General features: G+C 61.2%; 13 protein-coding genes. 11 read left to right on the forward strand and 2 right to left on the reverse strand.

Translation table 11 applies throughout. From position 1 onward, the window contains the following. Positions 1 to 16: 16 nt before the first annotated feature. The gene (gene ptsP / locus PMI36_RS25920; protein ID WP_008068020.1) at positions 17 to 2,296 is read left to right on the forward strand and encodes a phosphoenolpyruvate--protein phosphotransferase; all 2,280 of its coding nucleotides are present in this window, start codon (positions 17 to 19) and stop codon (positions 2,294 to 2,296) included. Between the two features lie 130 nt (positions 2,297 to 2,426). Here ptsP and PMI36_RS25915 read toward each other — a convergent pair whose 3' ends face one another. Further along, complete coding sequence (locus PMI36_RS25915; RefSeq protein WP_008068022.1) at positions 2,427 to 3,173, reverse strand: NRDE family protein; 747 nt, start codon at positions 3,171 to 3,173, stop codon at positions 2,427 to 2,429. A gap of 134 nt (positions 3,174 to 3,307) precedes the next feature. Between PMI36_RS25915 and PMI36_RS25910 the strand changes: the two genes are divergently transcribed. From PMI36_RS25910 to PMI36_RS25900, 3 genes are all read left to right on the forward strand, one after another. Continuing rightward, entirely contained in the window at positions 3,308 to 4,090 is a 783-nt protein-coding gene (locus PMI36_RS25910; protein WP_007897738.1) for a sulfite exporter TauE/SafE family protein, read from the forward strand. 82 nt (positions 4,091 to 4,172) lie between these two features. After that, the gene (gene lgt, locus PMI36_RS25905) at positions 4,173 to 4,979 is read left to right on the forward strand and encodes a prolipoprotein diacylglyceryl transferase (protein ID WP_008068023.1); all 807 of its coding nucleotides are present in this window, start codon (positions 4,173 to 4,175) and stop codon (positions 4,977 to 4,979) included. Between the two features lie 64 nt (positions 4,980 to 5,043). After that, complete coding sequence (locus tag PMI36_RS25900) at positions 5,044 to 6,015, forward strand: thymidylate synthase (protein WP_008068024.1); 972 nt, start codon at positions 5,044 to 5,046, stop codon at positions 6,013 to 6,015. A 63-nt stretch (positions 6,016 to 6,078) separates the two neighbouring features. On the opposite strand, the gene cadR is transcribed toward PMI36_RS25900, so the two are convergent. After that, complete coding sequence (gene cadR, locus PMI36_RS25895) at positions 6,079 to 6,528, reverse strand: Cd(II)/Pb(II)-responsive transcriptional regulator (RefSeq protein ID WP_007897786.1); 450 nt, start codon at positions 6,526 to 6,528, stop codon at positions 6,079 to 6,081. A gap of 84 nt (positions 6,529 to 6,612) precedes the next feature. Between cadR and PMI36_RS25890 the strand changes: the two genes are divergently transcribed. From PMI36_RS25890 to PMI36_RS25860, 7 genes are all read left to right on the forward strand, one after another. Next, entirely contained in the window at positions 6,613 to 8,871 is a 2,259-nt protein-coding gene (locus PMI36_RS25890) for a heavy metal translocating P-type ATPase (protein WP_008068025.1), read from the forward strand. Positions 8,872 to 8,887: 16 nt separating this feature from the next. Then, the gene (locus PMI36_RS25885; protein WP_008068027.1) at positions 8,888 to 9,751 is read left to right on the forward strand and encodes a LysR family transcriptional regulator; all 864 of its coding nucleotides are present in this window, start codon (positions 8,888 to 8,890) and stop codon (positions 9,749 to 9,751) included. Between the two features lie 240 nt (positions 9,752 to 9,991). Beyond that, positions 9,992 to 11,068, forward strand: a complete 1,077-nt coding sequence (locus PMI36_RS25880) for a putative 2-aminoethylphosphonate ABC transporter ATP-binding protein (protein WP_008068029.1) — start codon at positions 9,992 to 9,994, stop codon at positions 11,066 to 11,068. Then, the gene (locus PMI36_RS25875; RefSeq protein ID WP_008068030.1) at positions 11,068 to 12,792 is read left to right on the forward strand and encodes a putative 2-aminoethylphosphonate ABC transporter permease subunit; all 1,725 of its coding nucleotides are present in this window, start codon (positions 11,068 to 11,070) and stop codon (positions 12,790 to 12,792) included. The genes PMI36_RS25880 and PMI36_RS25875 overlap by 1 nt, the downstream gene beginning before the upstream one ends. Before the next feature lie 39 nt (positions 12,793 to 12,831). Continuing rightward, on the forward strand, positions 12,832 to 13,857 hold the full coding sequence (locus PMI36_RS25870) for a putative 2-aminoethylphosphonate ABC transporter substrate-binding protein (protein ID WP_008068032.1): 1,026 nt from the start codon (positions 12,832 to 12,834) through the stop codon (positions 13,855 to 13,857). Positions 13,858 to 13,984: 127 nt separating this feature from the next. Continuing rightward, the gene (locus PMI36_RS25865) at positions 13,985 to 15,118 is read left to right on the forward strand and encodes a TIGR03364 family FAD-dependent oxidoreductase (protein WP_008068033.1); all 1,134 of its coding nucleotides are present in this window, start codon (positions 13,985 to 13,987) and stop codon (positions 15,116 to 15,118) included. Further along, positions 15,118 to 15,675, forward strand: coding sequence for a phosphonate degradation HD-domain oxygenase (locus PMI36_RS25860; RefSeq protein WP_008068035.1), 558 nt, complete (start codon positions 15,118 to 15,120; stop codon positions 15,673 to 15,675). The genes PMI36_RS25865 and PMI36_RS25860 overlap by 1 nt, the downstream gene beginning before the upstream one ends. The last annotated feature ends 19 nt before the right edge of the window (positions 15,676 to 15,694 follow it).

Here is a 15,694-nt window from a genome sequence, read left to right on the forward strand (position 1 = left end):
AGTTCGACCCCGAGCCATGCTCAATACGCTGCGCAAGATCGTCCAGGAAGTTAACTCCGCCAAGGATCTCAAGGCGGCGTTGGGGATTATTGTGTTGCGCGTCAAAGAGGCCATGGGCAGCCAGGTCTGCTCGGTCTACTTGCTTGACCCCGAGACCAATCGCTTCGTGCTGATGGCCACCGAGGGCTTGAACAAGCGCTCGATCGGCAAAGTCAGCATGGCACCCAACGAAGGTCTGGTCGGCCTGGTCGGCACGCGTGAAGAACCCCTGAACCTCGAAAACGCCGCGGATCACCCGCGCTACCGTTACTTCGCCGAGACCGGTGAAGAGCGCTACGCCTCGTTCCTCGGGGCGCCGATCATTCACCACCGTCGCGTTGTCGGCGTGTTGGTCATTCAGCAAAAAGAACGCCGTCAGTTCGATGAAGGTGAAGAAGCCTTCCTCGTGACCATGAGCGCGCAACTTGCCGGCGTTATCGCCCACGCCGAGGCCACCGGTTCGATCCGTGGCCTGGGTCGGCAGGGCAAAGGTATCCAGGAAGCAAAGTTCGTCGGTGTACCGGGTTCGCCGGGCGCGGCGGTCGGAACCGCGGTCGTCATGCTGCCACCGGCCGATCTGGATGTGGTGCCGGACAAGACCATCACCGACATCAACGCGGAACTTGGCCTGTTCAAGACCGCCATCGAAGGTGTGCGCGCCGACATGCGTGCCTTGTCCGCCAAGCTGGCGACCCAGCTGCGGCCTGAAGAGCGGGCGCTGTTCGACGTTTACCTGATGATGCTCGACGATGCTTCGCTCGGCAGCGAAATCACCACGGTGATCAAGACCGGTCAGTGGGCTCAGGGCGCGTTGCGTCAGGTGGTCACCGAACACGTCAACCGATTCGAATTGATGGACGACGCCTACTTGCGTGAGCGCGCCTCGGACGTCAAGGATCTCGGGCGGCGCTTGCTGGCTTACCTGCAGGAAGAGCGGCAGCAGACGCTGGTCTACCCCGACAACACCATTCTGGTCAGCGAAGAACTGACGCCGGCGATGCTCGGCGAGGTGCCGGAAGGCAAGCTGGTGGGTCTGGTGTCGGTACTCGGTTCCGGCAACTCCCACGTGGCGATCCTGGCGCGCGCCATGGGTATTCCGACGGTGATGGGCCTGGTCGACTTGCCGTACTCCAAGGTCGACGGCATCCAGATGATCGTCGACGGCTACCACGGTGAGGTCTATACCAACCCCAGTGACGTGCTGCGCAAGCAGTTCGCCGAGGTGGTCGAGGAAGAGAAACAGCTGGCCCTCGGGCTGGATGCATTGCGGGACTTGCCGTGTGTAACGGTCGACGGCCACCGCATGCCGCTGTGGGTCAACACCGGTCTTCTGGCGGACGTCGCGCGGGCGCAGAAGCGCGGTGCCGAAGGCGTGGGGCTGTACCGCACCGAAGTGCCGTTCATGATCAACCAGCGCTTCCCGAGCGAAAAAGAGCAGCTGGCAATCTATCGCGAGCAGCTCGCCGCGTTCCATCCGCAACCGGTGACCATGCGCAGCCTGGACATCGGCGGCGACAAGGCGCTGTCGTACTTCCCGATCAAGGAAGACAACCCGTTCCTCGGCTGGCGCGGCATTCGTGTGACCCTCGACCATCCGGAAATCTTCCTGGTGCAGACCCGCGCCATGCTCAAGGCCAGCGAAGGCCTGAACAACCTGCGTATTCTGCTGCCGATGATTTCCGGCATCCATGAACTGGAAGAAGCCCTGCACCTGATTCATCGGGCCTGGGGCGAAGTCCGCGACGAAGGCACCGACGTGCCGATGCCGCCGGTTGGCGTGATGATCGAGATTCCGGCGGCGGTGTATCAGACCAGGGAACTGGCGCGACAAGTGGACTTCCTGTCGGTCGGCTCCAACGACCTGACCCAGTACCTGCTGGCCGTGGACCGCAACAACCCGCGGGTGGCCGATCTCTACGACTACCTGCACCCGGCAGTGTTGCAAGCCTTGCAGAACGTGGTGCGTGATGCTCATGCCGAAGGCAAGCCCGTAAGTATCTGCGGCGAAATGGCCGGTGACCCGGCGGCGGCAGTGCTGTTGATGGCGATGGGCTTCGACAGCCTGTCGATGAACGCTACCAACTTGCCGAAAGTGAAGTGGATGCTGCGTCAGATCAACCTGAGCAAGGCCAAGGAGTTGCTGGCTGAGCTGATGACCATCGACAACCCGCAAGTTATCCACAGCTCGCTGCAACTGGCGCTGAAGAACCTTGGGTTGGCGCGGATGATCAATCCGGCTTCGGTCAAAACCCTTTAAAAGGCTGATGGCCCCATCGCAGGCAAGCCAGCTCCCACAGGAATTTGGGTCGATTCACTGATTTGTGATCAACACCAAAACCTGTGGGAGCTGGCTTGCCTGCGATAGGGCCAGTCCAGGCAGCACAAAATTAAATCCTGATCTCTACTTCCCCCAAATGCCCCCCATACGGCCCGAAACTCCTTTCGACCATATGCCTTCCCCCATCCGCCTGAACAATCAACGCCGTGCTCGCCCGTGTCCCGTAAGTCGGGCTTTTGATAAACACGCTCGACAACAACGTCTCGGTAGCCTGTCCCACGCCAGTGTCCGGCAGTTCGGCAAGCGGTGCCGTCTGCGGGTCGCTCAGCAAGGCTAACAGCGCCTGCGGCTGCGGATCGCCCAATACTTCGCTCAATGCTGCCTTGGCCTTGAGCACTTTCGGCCACGGCGTATCAAGCCCCGCGTTCGATAACCCATAAATGCCCGGCTGGAGCATGACCGCCTCCGTCTCCCGGGCATTGAAGTGCCATAGCTCGTTGGCATTGCCAATCAACAGATTAAACCCGGCGTATTCAGGCGAACGTCCGACAACGTCCTTTAAATAGTCGTCAATCGACATGTCCCCGCTGAGAAACTGCGCCACCAGTTCGCCTCGCGACTTGCGCGCCGGCGGCTGAAGGGGATCACGGATGTTGGTCAGCGCGGCGAAGCGCCCATTGGCGCCGACCCCGAGCCACGTACCGCCAGCCTCAAGGTCGCGACCGGCATACACGTGCGGGGCTTGCGGCCATTGCGCCAGGGGCAGGCTGGGCCGGGCATAGAATTCGTCGCGGTTGGCCGCCACGATCAGTGGCTGGGCATGACCCGGCCGCCAGGCAAAAACAATCAGGCACATAAGGTGGTCCTTGTGTGTTTTTTGCTCACTCTACGCAGACATCGCTCATCGATCCATCGCCATCCACAGTGGAGCCCGAGGCCATGCTTCCGTTACCATGCCGCTCCTGATTCGGGATGCTTGGGGATGCGGCCATGGAATTTCTGCTCTATCTGGCGCTGGGCGCCTGTGCGGGCGTGCTGGCCGGGCTGTTCGGGGTAGGCGGCGGGATCATCATTGTCCCGGTGCTGGTGTTCAGTTTCACCTTGCAGGGATTTGATGCGTCGATCCTGACGCATCTGGCAGTCGGCACCTCCCTGGCGACGATCATCTTTACGTCGGTCAATGCGGTTCGCGAGCACCATCGCCGCGGCGCCGTGCGTTGGCCGATTTTTGCCTGGATGACCCTCGGCATTCTGATCGGTGCCGGTTTCGGCGCGCTGACTGCCGAAGCGATTTCCGGGCCGAATTTGCAGAAGATCATTGGTGTATTTGCGCTGATCATCGCCGTTCAACTGGCTTTGGACTTCAAACCCAAGGCCAGCCGAACGGTGCCGGGCAAAGTCGGTCTGACCGTGGCGGGCAGCGTCATTGGCTGGGCCTCGGCGATTTTCGGGATTGGCGGCGGCTCGTTGACCGTGCCGTTCCTGACCTGGCGCAGCGTGCCGATGCAGCAAGCGGTGGCCACTTCGTCGGCCTGTGGCCTGCCAATCGCCTTGGCCAGTGCATTAAGTTTCATGATTCTGGGGTGGCACGATCCGCTGCTGCCGGCCCATAGTCTCGGTTTTGTTTATTTGCCGGCGCTGCTGGGGATTGCCCTGACCAGCATGGTATTCGCCCGCCTTGGTGCGCGACTGGCCCACAGGCTGTCGCCGCGCTTGCTGAAAAGACTGTTTGCCGCTTTGCTGTTTTGCGTCGGCTTGAGCTTCTTGCTCTGACGCGTAGCGCAATCCTGGCTTAATCCTGGTGTGACAGCGTCGCCCGGGAATTTGAAGGTTTCAACTCTAACGAGGAGTCGCAATGCTGCCTTACCCGCAGATCGACCCGGTGGCCCTGGCCATCGGTCCGCTGAAAATCCACTGGTACGGCCTGATGTACCTGATCGGCATCGGCGGCGCGTGGTGGCTGGCATCACGCCGGCTGAACCGCTTCGACCCGACCTGGACCAAGGAGAAACTCTCCGACATGGTGTTCTGGATGTCGATGGGTGTCATTGTCGGCGGCCGCTTGGGCTATGTGCTGTTCTACGATCTGAGTGCTTACATCGCCAACCCGCTGTTGATCTTTGAAGTGTGGAAGGGTGGCATGTCGTTCCACGGCGGGTTTATCGGTGTAATGCTGGCGGCGCTGTGGTTCGGTAAAAAGAACGACAAGTCGTTCTTCCAGCTGATGGACTTCGTCGCGCCGATGGTGCCGATCGGCCTGGGTGCCGGGCGTATCGGTAACTTCATCAACGCCGAGTTGTGGGGCAAGGCGACCGACGTGCCGTGGGCGATGGTCTTCCCGACCGATCCGGCGCAACTGGCGCGTCATCCGTCGCAGCTGTACCAGTTCGCGCTGGAAGGCGTGGCACTGTTCGCCATCCTCTGGCTGTTCTCGCGCAAGCCGCGGCCGACCATGGCGGTGTCCGGGATGTTCGCGCTGTTCTATGGCATCTTCCGTTTCATCGTCGAATTCGTTCGCGTACCGGATGCGCAACTGGGTTATCTGGCCTGGAACTGGCTGACCATGGGCCAAGTGCTGTGCGTACCGATGATTGTCGGCGGACTGTTCCTGATCTGGCTGGCTTATCGACGCGCCCCGGCGGCCCCGGCAGCGGCTGTATAAGAAGCAGGCGCTATAAATTCGAACCCTGGGGCGATGGTCCCGGGTTCAAGGACACAGGTAATTCATGAAGCAATATCTCGAACTGGTCGCCCACGTCATCAAGAACGGCACCAAACAGGCCAACCGCACCGGCGTGAACACCATCAGCTTTCCGGGCGCGATGCTGCGCTTCGATCTGCAGGAAGGTTTCCCGGCGATCACCACCCGCAAGATGGCCTTCAAATCCGCCATCGGCGAGATGTGCGGTTTTCTGCGCGGGGTGAACAACGCCGCCGAATTCCGTGCGCTGGGCTGCAAGGTCTGGGACCAGAACGCCAACGAAAACGCGCAGTGGCTGGCCAACCCGTTCCGTCAGGGCGAAGACGACCTTGGCGAGATCTACGGCGTGCAATGGCGCAAATGGCCGGCGTACAAGCAGATCCCGGTCAGCAATCAGGCCGCCATCGAGCAGACCCTGAGCCAGGGTTATCGTCAGATCGCCGAAGGCGAAGAAGATGGCCAGGCTTATGTGGTGCTGTACAAGGCGATCGACCAGATCCGCCAGTGCGTCGACACCATCATCAAGGACCCGGGCAGCCGTCGCATCCTGTTCCACGGCTGGAACGTTGCGCAGCTCGACGAAATGGCCTTGCCGCCGTGCCACTTGCTGTACCAGTTCCACCCGAATGTCGAGACCAAGGAAATCTCCCTGACCCTCTACATCCGCTCCAACGACCTGGGACTGGGCACGCCGTTCAACCTCACCGAAGGCGCCGCGCTGCTGAGCCTGATCGGTCGCCTGACCGGTTACACACCGCGCTGGTTCACCTATTTCATCGGCGACGCCCACGTCTACGAAAACCACCTGGACATGCTCAACGAACAGCTCAAGCGCGAGCCGTTCCCGATGCCGAAACTGGTGATTTCCGACCGCGTGCCGGAGTTTGCCAAGACCGGTGTTTATCAGCCGGAGTGGCTGGAGTTGATCGAGCCGAGCGATTTCTCGCTCGAAGGCTATGAGCACCACGCGCCGATGACCGCGCCGATGGCGGTATAAGCCTCGACACCGAACCAATGTGGGAGCGAGCAAGCCCGCTCCCACATTTGATTTGTGGTGTTCTTAGTGGCCGTGGCTTCGGCCGACATGGGAATGCTCAACCTCCGTCGCCACAACCCCGCCGCTCACTTCCAGCCGCTGCAAAATCCCGCACTGATCGATATCCGGCCCTTCGCTGCAGCGTTGGCGCAGGTCGAGCAATTGTGTCTGCAAGGCCAGCAAGCCGTCGATTCGAGCCTTTACATGATGGATATGCTCGTCGATCAACGCGTTGACGTTTTCGCATTGATCCTGCGGGCTGTCGCGCAGGGCCAGCAGGCTGCGGATTTCCTCGAGGGTCATGTCCAGGGTTCGGCAGTTGCGGATGAAGGTCAGGCGCTCGGCGTGGGCCTGGGTGTAGACGCGGTAATTGCCGTCGCTGCGGGCCGGCTCCGGCAGCAGGTTTTCGCGCTCGTAGTAGCGGATGGTTTCCACGGCGCAGTCGGTGAGTTTCGCCAGTTCTCCGATTTTCATCGCGACAATCTCCAAAAGGATGCTTGACCCTATAGTGGCTACAGGGTCTTTACTTGGCAACAGGCACCTTCATGGACGCGAACAATGAGCGATTCTCTTCACACCCACAAACCCGGGCACGATCACAGTCACAAGCTGCAGCCTGTGTCCAAGCATGACCATGGCGGCCACGGGGATTCCTGCTGTTCCTCCAAAGCAGCAGCGCCGTCGTTGATCAAGTTGAGCGAGACGCCGACCGCCGGTGCGCGGCTGAGCAGTTTTCGGATCGAGGCCATGGACTGCCCGACCGAGCAGACGCTGATCCAGAACAAACTCGGGAAGCTGTCGGGTGTGCAGCAACTGGAATTCAACCTGATCAATCGGGTATTGGGCGTGACCCATGACCTGCCAGGTACCGCGCCGATCATCGATGCGATCAAGTCCCTCGGCATGCACGCCGAGCCGTTGGAGCCGGGCGTCGAAGCGCCAATCCTGGCGCCTGAGAAAAAGCCCTGGTGGCCATTGGCATTTTCCGGCGTTGGCGCGCTGGCAGCTGAAGTCATCCATTTCACCAACGCGGCGCCGAACTGGGTGGTGGCGGTTATCGCGCTGATCTCGATCCTCAGCGGTGGCCTCAGCACTTACAAAAAGGGCTGGATCGCCCTGAAAAACCTCAACCTGAACATCAACGCGCTGATGAGCATCGCGGTGACCGGCGCGATTCTGATCGGCCAATGGCCGGAAGCGGCGATGGTGATGTTCCTGTTCACCGTGGCCGAGTTGATCGAAGCCAGGTCTCTGGACCGGGCGCGCAACGCCATTGGCGGGCTGATGCAGATGACCCCCGAGCAAGCCACGGTGCAGCAGGCCGATGGCAGTTGGATCGCACAACCGGTTAAAAACATCGAACTGGGTGCGCGGGTGCGGGTGCGTCCGGGCGAGCGGATCGGTCTGGACGGCGAAGTGCTGTCCGGCAACTCGACCATCGATCAGGCGCCGATCACCGGTGAAAGCCTCCCGGTGGAAAAAACCATCGGTGACAAAGTGTTCGCCGGCACCATCAACCAGTCCGGTTCGCTGGAATACACGGTAACCGCGGCGGCGAACAATTCGACCCTGGCGCGGATTATCCACGCCGTGGAACAGGCTCAGGGTGCACGCGCCCCGACCCAGCGTTTCGTCGACAGTTTCTCGAAAATATACACCCCGGCAGTGTTCATCCTGGCCCTGGCCGTAGCGGTGATTCCGCCGCTATTCATGGATGCGCTGTGGTTCGACTGGATCTACCGGGCGCTGGTGTTGCTGGTGGTCGCCTGCCCGTGCGCATTGGTGATTTCCACCCCGGTGACCATCGTCAGCGGTCTCGCGGCAGCGGCGCGCAAAGGGATTCTGGTCAAGGGCGGCGTCTATCTGGAGCACGGTCACAAACTCGATTACCTGGCCCTCGACAAGACCGGCACCCTCACTCACGGCAAACCGGTGCAGACCGACTATTTGTCCCTCGACCCCATCGCGGATGAAATAGCTCCGGCCATTGCGGCGGCACTGGCCGGTCGTTCGGACCACCCGGTGTCCCTGGCCATCGCCAATGCGGCTGCAGTTGTGGATAACCGGCGCGCCCCCGCTGTGGATAACTTCGAAGCCCTGGCGGGTCGTGGTGTGCGCGGCGAGATCAACGGTGAGCTCTACCACTTGGGCAACCATCGTCTGGTGGAAGAGTTGGGCCTGTGTTCGCCAGCGCTGGAAGAGAAACTGTTTGCTCTGGAGAAACAGGGCAAATCCGTGGTGCTGTTGCTCGATAAATCCGGTCCACTGGCATTGTTTGCCGTGGCAGACACCGTGAAAGCGTCCAGTCGCGAAGCGATCCAGCAGTTGCATGAGTTGGGCATCAAAACCCTGATGCTGACCGGCGACAACGTTCACACCGCTCAGGCCATCGCCGCCCACGTGGGCATTGATCAGGCGCAGGGCGATCTGTTGCCGACCGATAAGCTGCAAGCCATCGAAAGGCTGTATGCCCAAGGCCATCGGGTCGGGATGGTCGGCGACGGCATCAACGACGCACCGGCACTGGCGCGGGCCGAGATCGGTTTCGCCATGGCGGCGGCCGGTACCGACACCGCCATTGAAACCGCCGATGTCGCCCTGATGGACGACGATCTGCGCAAGATTCCGGCTTTCATCCGCCTGTCGCGGCAGACCTCGAATATCCTCAAACAGAACATTGCCCTGGCATTGGTCATCAAGGCGATCTTTCTTGGGGTAACCTTCGCCGGGATCGCCACCATGTGGATGGCGGTGTTCGCTGACATGGGCGTGAGCCTGTTGGTGGTGTTCAACGGTTTGCGCCTGTTGCGCAAATAGACGATGAGGGAAGGGTGTGCTGAGTGCCGAGCTGAAGGCGTTTTACATGGTGGCCCGGCTGGGCAGTATTACCCTGGCGGCGAAAAAGCTCGGCCTGAGCCAACCGACGGTAACGACCCAGGTTCGCCATCTGGAAAGCCAGTACTCGGTTGAGCTGTTCTACCGTGGCGGCCGCCGTCTCAGCGTCAGCGACGAAGGCGCGCGGTTGTTGCCGATGGTCAAGGCGCTGTTGCAGCAGGAAGCCGACATCGAGTTCTTCCTGCGCAACAGCGGTCAGGTTCAGGGCACGTTGCGCATCGCTGCCACGGCGCCGTATTACATCCTCGACCTGGTGAAGACCTTTCGCGAGCGCTTGCCGCAGGTGGAGGTGTCGGTGGAAATCGGCAACTCCCAACAGGTGCTCGAAGCGCTGGAGGATTACCGGGTCGATGTCGCGGCGTCCTCGCAGTTGCTGGACGATGCGCGGCTGATCCGCCGCGTGCTCGGCAGCGATCCACTGGTGCTGGCGGTGCATCGTAATCATCCGCTGGCGGTGCATGATCATGTGCCGCTCAGTGCGTTGGCGGGGCATACGTTGTTGATGCGTGAGTCGGGCTCGACGACTCGGCGCTTGACCGAAGAGTTGCTGGCCGGCGCCGGGGTGAGTTTCGGGCCGTTGCTGGAGATTGGCAGCCGCGAGTCGATTCGTGAGGCAGTGCTGCGCAACATTGGTATCAGCATCATTGCTCGGCAGGAAGTGCCTCACGATCCGCAATTGCGGGTGCTGACCCTCGAAAATGCGCCGCAGATTCCTGAGTATCTGTATTGCCTCAAGGAGCGAAAAGGTGCGCGGCTGCCGGCGGCGTTTCTCGGGTTGGCGCAGGAAATGGCCCCGGCTTAAGTCCTGCGGTGACTGTGCCGGCCCCTTCGCGAGCAAGCCCGCTCCCACAATTGATCTGTGTTCGACGCAAATCAAATGTGGGAGCGGGCTTGCTCGCGAAGGCGCCAGATCAAACAACACAGAACCTGAACCCTCAACCTAAATCCCCAAATACCACTATCGGCCGTTTTTGCCTCATTGCCACATGACGGACGCATTGCAAACCTAGGATGGCCCTCATCTGCTTGATGAGGCCTGTCCATGAACCACTCGACTGCAACTGCCCTGACCAACCCCGGTGCGCCGATGAAAGTGCGCGGCGTGCAGAAACGCTTCGGCGCGTTCACTGCGTTGGATAACGTCTCCCTCGACGTGGCGGCCGGTGAGCTGGTATGCCTCTTGGGGCCGTCGGGCTGTGGCAAAACCACCTTGCTGCGCTGCATCGCCGGCCTTGAGAAACAAGACAGCGGCGAGTTGTACCTTGGCGATCGCGACGTTTCCCACCTGGCACCTCAAGCCCGGGACTACGGCATTCTCTTCCAGTCCTACGCACTGTTCCCCAATCTCAGCGTCGAGGCGAATATCGCCTACGGCCTCACCGGCAGCAGTCGCGATGAAGTGCGCCAGCGTGTCGGTCAGATGCTGGAACTGGTTGGCCTGATCGGCAGTGAGAAAAAGTACCCCGGCCAATTGTCCGGCGGTCAGCAGCAGCGAGTCGCACTGGCTCGGGCCCTGGCGCCGGCCCCTTCATTGTTGCTGCTGGACGAACCGATGTCGGCGCTCGACGCCCGAGTCCGCGAGCATCTGTGCACCGAACTGCGCCAATTGCAGCGCAACCTCGGCGTCACCACCCTGATGGTCACCCACAATCAGGATGAAGCCATGCTGATGGCCGACCGCATCGCCGTGATGAACAACGGCAAGGTCGAGCAGTACGCCACGCCGCAGGAAATCTACGACCGCCCGGCCACACCGTTTGTGGCGGAGTTCGTCGGTCAGGGCAACTGGTTGCCGTTCCGCCGCAGCAGCGACAGTCATGCCCAGGTCGGCGGGATGAACGTGCGCCTGGCTGAAGGCAGCGCTAAAACTGCCTCGGGCCGTTTGTTCTGCCGCCCCGAGGCGATCAACGTCAACCCGCCGGTGCATGAAGAAAACCTGTTCCCGGCCAAGGTTCGCGAGATCACTTTTCTCGGCAACCGCTGTCGCATGAGCTTCGAACTCGATCAACTGCCGGGCCACGCATTGCTGGCGGAACTGGCACCGGAAGCCATGCCGCGTCTCGGCGCGCAGCAGATCATGGTCGCCTTGCCGCCGCGCAGCCTGCAGGTGTTTGCCTGATGAGCGCGAACCTCGCGCTGCCGATACCGCACAAGCAGGTTCGGCAGGCCTCCCGTGCCGAAATCGGCGACCGGTTGTTTGTGGTTGGCGGCAAGGTCCTGCTGCTGGTGTTGCTCGGCGTTGCGGTGTTGATGCCATTGCTGGCGATCTTCTGGCGCGGCTTCAGCTCTGAAGCCGGGCAGGGCGGTGGACTGATCGCCGCTCGCGAACTGCTGACCAGCGCCAATTTCCACTGGCTACTGGGCAACAGCCTGAAAGTGTCTGTCAGCGTCGCGGCCATCGTCGTACCGCTGGCTTATCTGTTTGCCTACGCGCTGCAACGTACATTGATTCCCGGTAAAGGCATCTGGCGCGGCATGTCGCTGTTGCCGCTGATGGCGCCGTCGATGCTGCCGGGGATTGCGCTGGTTTATCTGTTCGGCAATCAGGGCATGCTGCGCGGCCTGCTCTCGGACAATATCTACGGCTTCTGGGGCATTGTTCTGGGCGAGGTCATCTACACCTTTCCACACGCCTTGATGATTTTGCTGTCGGCGCTGTCCCTGGCGGATGCGCGACTGTTCGATGCTGCTTCAAGCATGGGCGCCAGTCCGGCAAAAGCGTTTCGCAGCATCACTTGGCCGGCGACCCGTCAGGCGGTGTTCGCGGCGTTCTGCCTCGTCTTCACCCTGACCATCACCGACTTCGGCGTGCCCGTGGTGGTCGGTGGCGACTATCAAGTGCTGGCGCTGGAAGCCTACAAAGCTGTGGTCGGCCAGCAACAATTCGGTCGCGGCGCGTTGATCGGCATGGTCTTGCTGCTGCCGGCGCTGTTCAGCTTCGGCGTCGACGCCTGGCTGCGTCGGCGTCATGGCGATTCCATGAGCGGTCGGGCGCAAGTGTTTCAACCGGCGCCATCGACGCTGCGCGACGCTTGTTATCTGGCCATCGTGCTGCTGATCTGCGCGGTATTGCTGCTGGTGTTTGGCATGGCGGTGTTCTCATCGCTGGTGAAGTTCTGGCCGTACAACCTGTCGCTGTCGCTCAACCATTACCAGTTCAACGACACGGCGGGCGGCGGTTGGCTGGCCTACGGCAACAGCGTGAAGATGGCGTTGTGTACGGCGTTGATGGGCAGTGTGCTGATCTTCACCGGTGCTTACCTGATGGAGAAAACCCGTGGCCAGCGCGGACTGAATTTGACCCTGCGCATGCTCAGTTTCGTACCGATGGCGGTGCCGGGTCTGGTGTTGGGTCTGGGTTACGTCTTCTTCTTCAATCTGACCGGCAACCCGCTGCATGTGCTCTACGGGACCATGACCCTGCTGGTGGTCTGCACCATTGCTCACTATTTGACCACTGCGCAAATGACCGCCACCACCGCGCTGCGCCAACTCGATGCCGAGTTCGAAGCGGCCGCGCTGTCGCTCAAGGCGCCGCTGTATCGGCACTACCTGCGGGTCACCGTGCCGATCTGCCTGCCGGCATTGCTGGACATCGTGCGCTACCTGTTCGTCTCGGCCATGACCACCGTCTCGGCGGCGATCTTCCTCTACAGCCCCGACACCATCCTCGCGGCGGTGGCGGTGCTGAACATGGACGACGCCGGCAACGTCGGCGGCGCGGCGGCGATGTCGACCCTGATTATGTTCACCTCGGCGGGCGTGTCCCTGCTGCTGGCCTGGGCCTCGCGCGGTTTGTTGCGCCGCTCTCAGGCCTGGCGGCAGACCGCGCCCGGTCACTGATTTGCCCCCCCCACACCTCAACTCAAACAGGAAAAGATCATGTTCAAGCCTTTGGCCCTGGCCGCTGCTGTCCTCACCGCTTTCAGCCTGAACGCCTTTGCGGCGAAAACCGAGTTGACGGTGTACACCGCCCTCGAAGCCGAACAACTGAAGACCTACAAAGAGGCCTTTGAAAAGACCAACCCGGACGTCGAGATCAAGTGGGTGCGCGATTCCACCGGCATCATCACCGCCAAACTCCTCGCCGAAAAAGCCCGCCCACAGGCTGATGCGGTGTGGGGCCTGGCGGCGTCGAGCCTGGCGATTCTCGATCAGCAAGGCATGCTGCAAAGCTACGCGCCGAAGGACCTGGGCAAGATTGGCGGCAACTACCGCGACGCTGCCAACCCACCAGCCTGGGTCGGCATGGACGTCTGGGCAGCGACCATTTGCTTCAATACGGTCGAGGCCGAAAAACAGGGTTTGACCAAGCCCGTGAGTTGGCAGGACCTGACCAAGCCTGAGTACAAAGGCAAGATCGTCATGCCCAATCCGGCGTCGTCCGGCACCGGTTTCCTCGACGTCAGTGCCTGGCTGCAAACCTTCGGCGAGAAGCAGGGCTGGCAGTACATGGACGACCTGCACCAGAACATCGGCCAGTACGTTCACTCCGGTTCCAAGCCGTGCAAGCTTGCGGCCGCTGGTGAATTCCCGATCGGCATTTCCTTTGAATACCCGGCTGTTCAATTGAAACGCCAGGGCGCGCCGCTGGACATCATCCTGCCGAAAGAAGGCCTGGGCTGGGAGATCGAAGCCACCGCCGTGATCAAAGGCACACCGCACGAAGACGCGGCGAAGAAGCTGGCTGACTTCTCTGCAAGCCCGGCGGCGATGGAACTCTATAAAGAGAACTTCGCGGTGCTCGCGCAACCGGGTATCGCCAAACCGCAGACCGAATTGCCGGCGGATTATGAGCAGCGTCTGATCAAGAACGACTTTGCCTGGGCGTCGAAGAATCGTGACCAGATCCTCACCGAATGGCGCAAGCGTTATGACGGCAAGTCCGAGAAAGTGGCTGCCAAGTAAGTTCTTTATTGGCTGACAGGGCCTCTTCGCGAGCCAGCCCGCTCCCACATTGGATCTGTGATCGTCGCAAATCCCCTGTGGGAGCGGGCTTGCTCGCGAAGGCGGCTTCGAATTCAGGACAAAACCCATGACACACCACAACGACATATTGATCGTAGGCGCCGGCATTCTCGGCCTGTCCCACGCCTATGCCGCCGCCAGACGCGGTCTGAAAGTCACCGTTTTCGAACGCAGCGAAACGCCGCTCGGCGCTTCGGTGTGCAACTTCGGCCAGGCATTGGTCACCGGCCAGCCACCCGGCCCAATGCTTGAATTGGCCAAGGCCAGCCGCGACATCTGGGGCCAATGGGCACAACTCGCCGGCCTGCAACTCAAGCGCAACGGCTCGTACCTGTTCGCCCGCACCGAAGCGGAAGAGCACCTGCTGGAAGCCTTCTGCGCCGGTCGCGCCATGCAGCACGGTTATCGCGTCGACCTGCTGCGTGGTGCGGCGTTGCGCGATTTATACGGCGGCCAGTTCAGCCATCACCGCGCCGCGTTGCACGGCATGGACGACCAGCAGTTGTATTCGCGCGAAGCGATTCCGGCGTTGATCGACTACCTGCACCGCGAGTTTGGCGTCGAGTTCCACTTCTCTACGCTGGTGCGCGACATCGAGCCGGGGCGCTTGCACAGCACCGCCGGCACCTTCAGCGCCGAGCAGATCATCGTCTGCTCCGGTCACGATTATCAAACGCTGCTGGCTGAGCCGATTGCCGAACTGAATCCGCAAATCTGCCGCCTGCAAATGCTCCGAGCCCGCCCGCAGATCAACCTCAACCTGCAACACGCGCTGCTCACCGGTCTGAGTTGCGTGCATTACGGCGCCTTCGCCGATTTGCCGGAAGCCGCCGCGGTGCAGGCGCAGATTCTGCGCGAGGCACCCCATCTGCATGAAAATGGCATTCACTTGCTGATCAGCCCGACGCCTTACGGTGAGTTGATCATCGGCGACTCTCATCATTACGGCAGCGATCCATCACCGTTCAATGCCGAGCAGGTGGATGACTGGATGATTGAACTGGCCGAGCAGACGTTGGGCTGCAAGGTGCAAGTGGTCGAACGCTGGCAGGGCGTCTATGGTTCACGCGGACCGGGGCCGTTTTCCTTTCTGCGGCCGATGCCAGGAGTGAGCGTGGCGCTGATGCACACCGGTGTTGGCATGAGCGTTGGGCCGGCGCTGGCCGAACGTAACGTTGCGACTTTATTGGGAGACAGTTGATGGGCCGCCATGAGCAAGTGATCGCCGAGGTGTTCGGTCTGTACGAGCGTTTTGGCGACAACGATTACATCGGCGAACCGGTGTCGCAGATCGAGCACATGTCTCAGGCGGCGGAACTGGCGATGGCCGAAGGGTTCGATGATGAAGTGGTGCTGGCGGCGTTCTTTCATGACATCGGGCATCTCTGTGATGAGGGTGCCGAGAGCATGGGTGGCTTTGGGGTGGTCAGCCACGAGCGATTGGGGGCGGATTACTTGCGTCGCGCCGGCTTCAGCGAACGCCTGGCGCGGTTGGTGGAGTACCACGTTCAGGCCAAGCGTTATCTGACGCTCAAAGAGCCCGGGTACTACGAGCGCTTGAGCGAAGCCAGCCGGCGGACGCTGGAGTATCAGGGCGGGGTGATGACGGCTGCCGAGGCTGAGGCGTTTGAGCAGGATCCGTTGTGTACCGTCAGTTTGCGGATGCGTCAGTGGGATGAGTTGGCCAAGGAGATGTGGGTGCCGGTGATGGATCTTGGGCTGTTGAAGGAGAAGGCGTTGCGGCTGCTGGTGGCCTAAGGCAGTGAGACCGAGGTGC

Source organism: Pseudomonas sp. GM79 (genome assembly GCF_000282495.1).
Classification (GTDB): Bacteria; Pseudomonadota; Gammaproteobacteria; order Pseudomonadales; family Pseudomonadaceae; genus Aquipseudomonas.

Excerpts from the sequence above, each read along its gene's own strand:
- PMI36_RS25880 (WP_008068029.1), top strand. The coding sequence starts at position 9,992 with ATGAACCACTCGACTGCAACTGCCCTGACCAACCCCGGTGCGCCGATG.
- PMI36_RS25870 (WP_008068032.1), top strand. The coding sequence starts at position 12,832 with ATGTTCAAGCCTTTGGCCCTGGCCGCTGCTGTCCTCACCGCTTTCAGC.
- PMI36_RS25915 (WP_008068022.1), bottom strand. The coding sequence starts at position 3,173 with ATGTGCCTGATTGTTTTTGCCTGGCGGCCGGGTCATGCCCAGCCACTG.
- PMI36_RS25875 (WP_008068030.1), top strand. The coding sequence starts at position 11,068 with ATGAGCGCGAACCTCGCGCTGCCGATACCGCACAAGCAGGTTCGGCAG.
- lgt (WP_008068023.1), top strand. The coding sequence starts at position 4,173 with ATGCTGCCTTACCCGCAGATCGACCCGGTGGCCCTGGCCATCGGTCCG.
- PMI36_RS25910 (WP_007897738.1), top strand. The coding sequence starts at position 3,308 with ATGGAATTTCTGCTCTATCTGGCGCTGGGCGCCTGTGCGGGCGTGCTG.
- PMI36_RS25900 (WP_008068024.1), top strand. The coding sequence starts at position 5,044 with ATGAAGCAATATCTCGAACTGGTCGCCCACGTCATCAAGAACGGCACC.
- PMI36_RS25860 (WP_008068035.1), top strand. The coding sequence starts at position 15,118 with ATGGGCCGCCATGAGCAAGTGATCGCCGAGGTGTTCGGTCTGTACGAG.
- ptsP (WP_008068020.1), top strand. The coding sequence starts at position 17 with ATGCTCAATACGCTGCGCAAGATCGTCCAGGAAGTTAACTCCGCCAAG.
- cadR (WP_007897786.1), bottom strand. The coding sequence starts at position 6,528 with ATGAAAATCGGAGAACTGGCGAAACTCACCGACTGCGCCGTGGAAACC.
- PMI36_RS25890 (WP_008068025.1), top strand. The coding sequence starts at position 6,613 with ATGAGCGATTCTCTTCACACCCACAAACCCGGGCACGATCACAGTCAC.
- PMI36_RS25865 (WP_008068033.1), top strand. The coding sequence starts at position 13,985 with ATGACACACCACAACGACATATTGATCGTAGGCGCCGGCATTCTCGGC.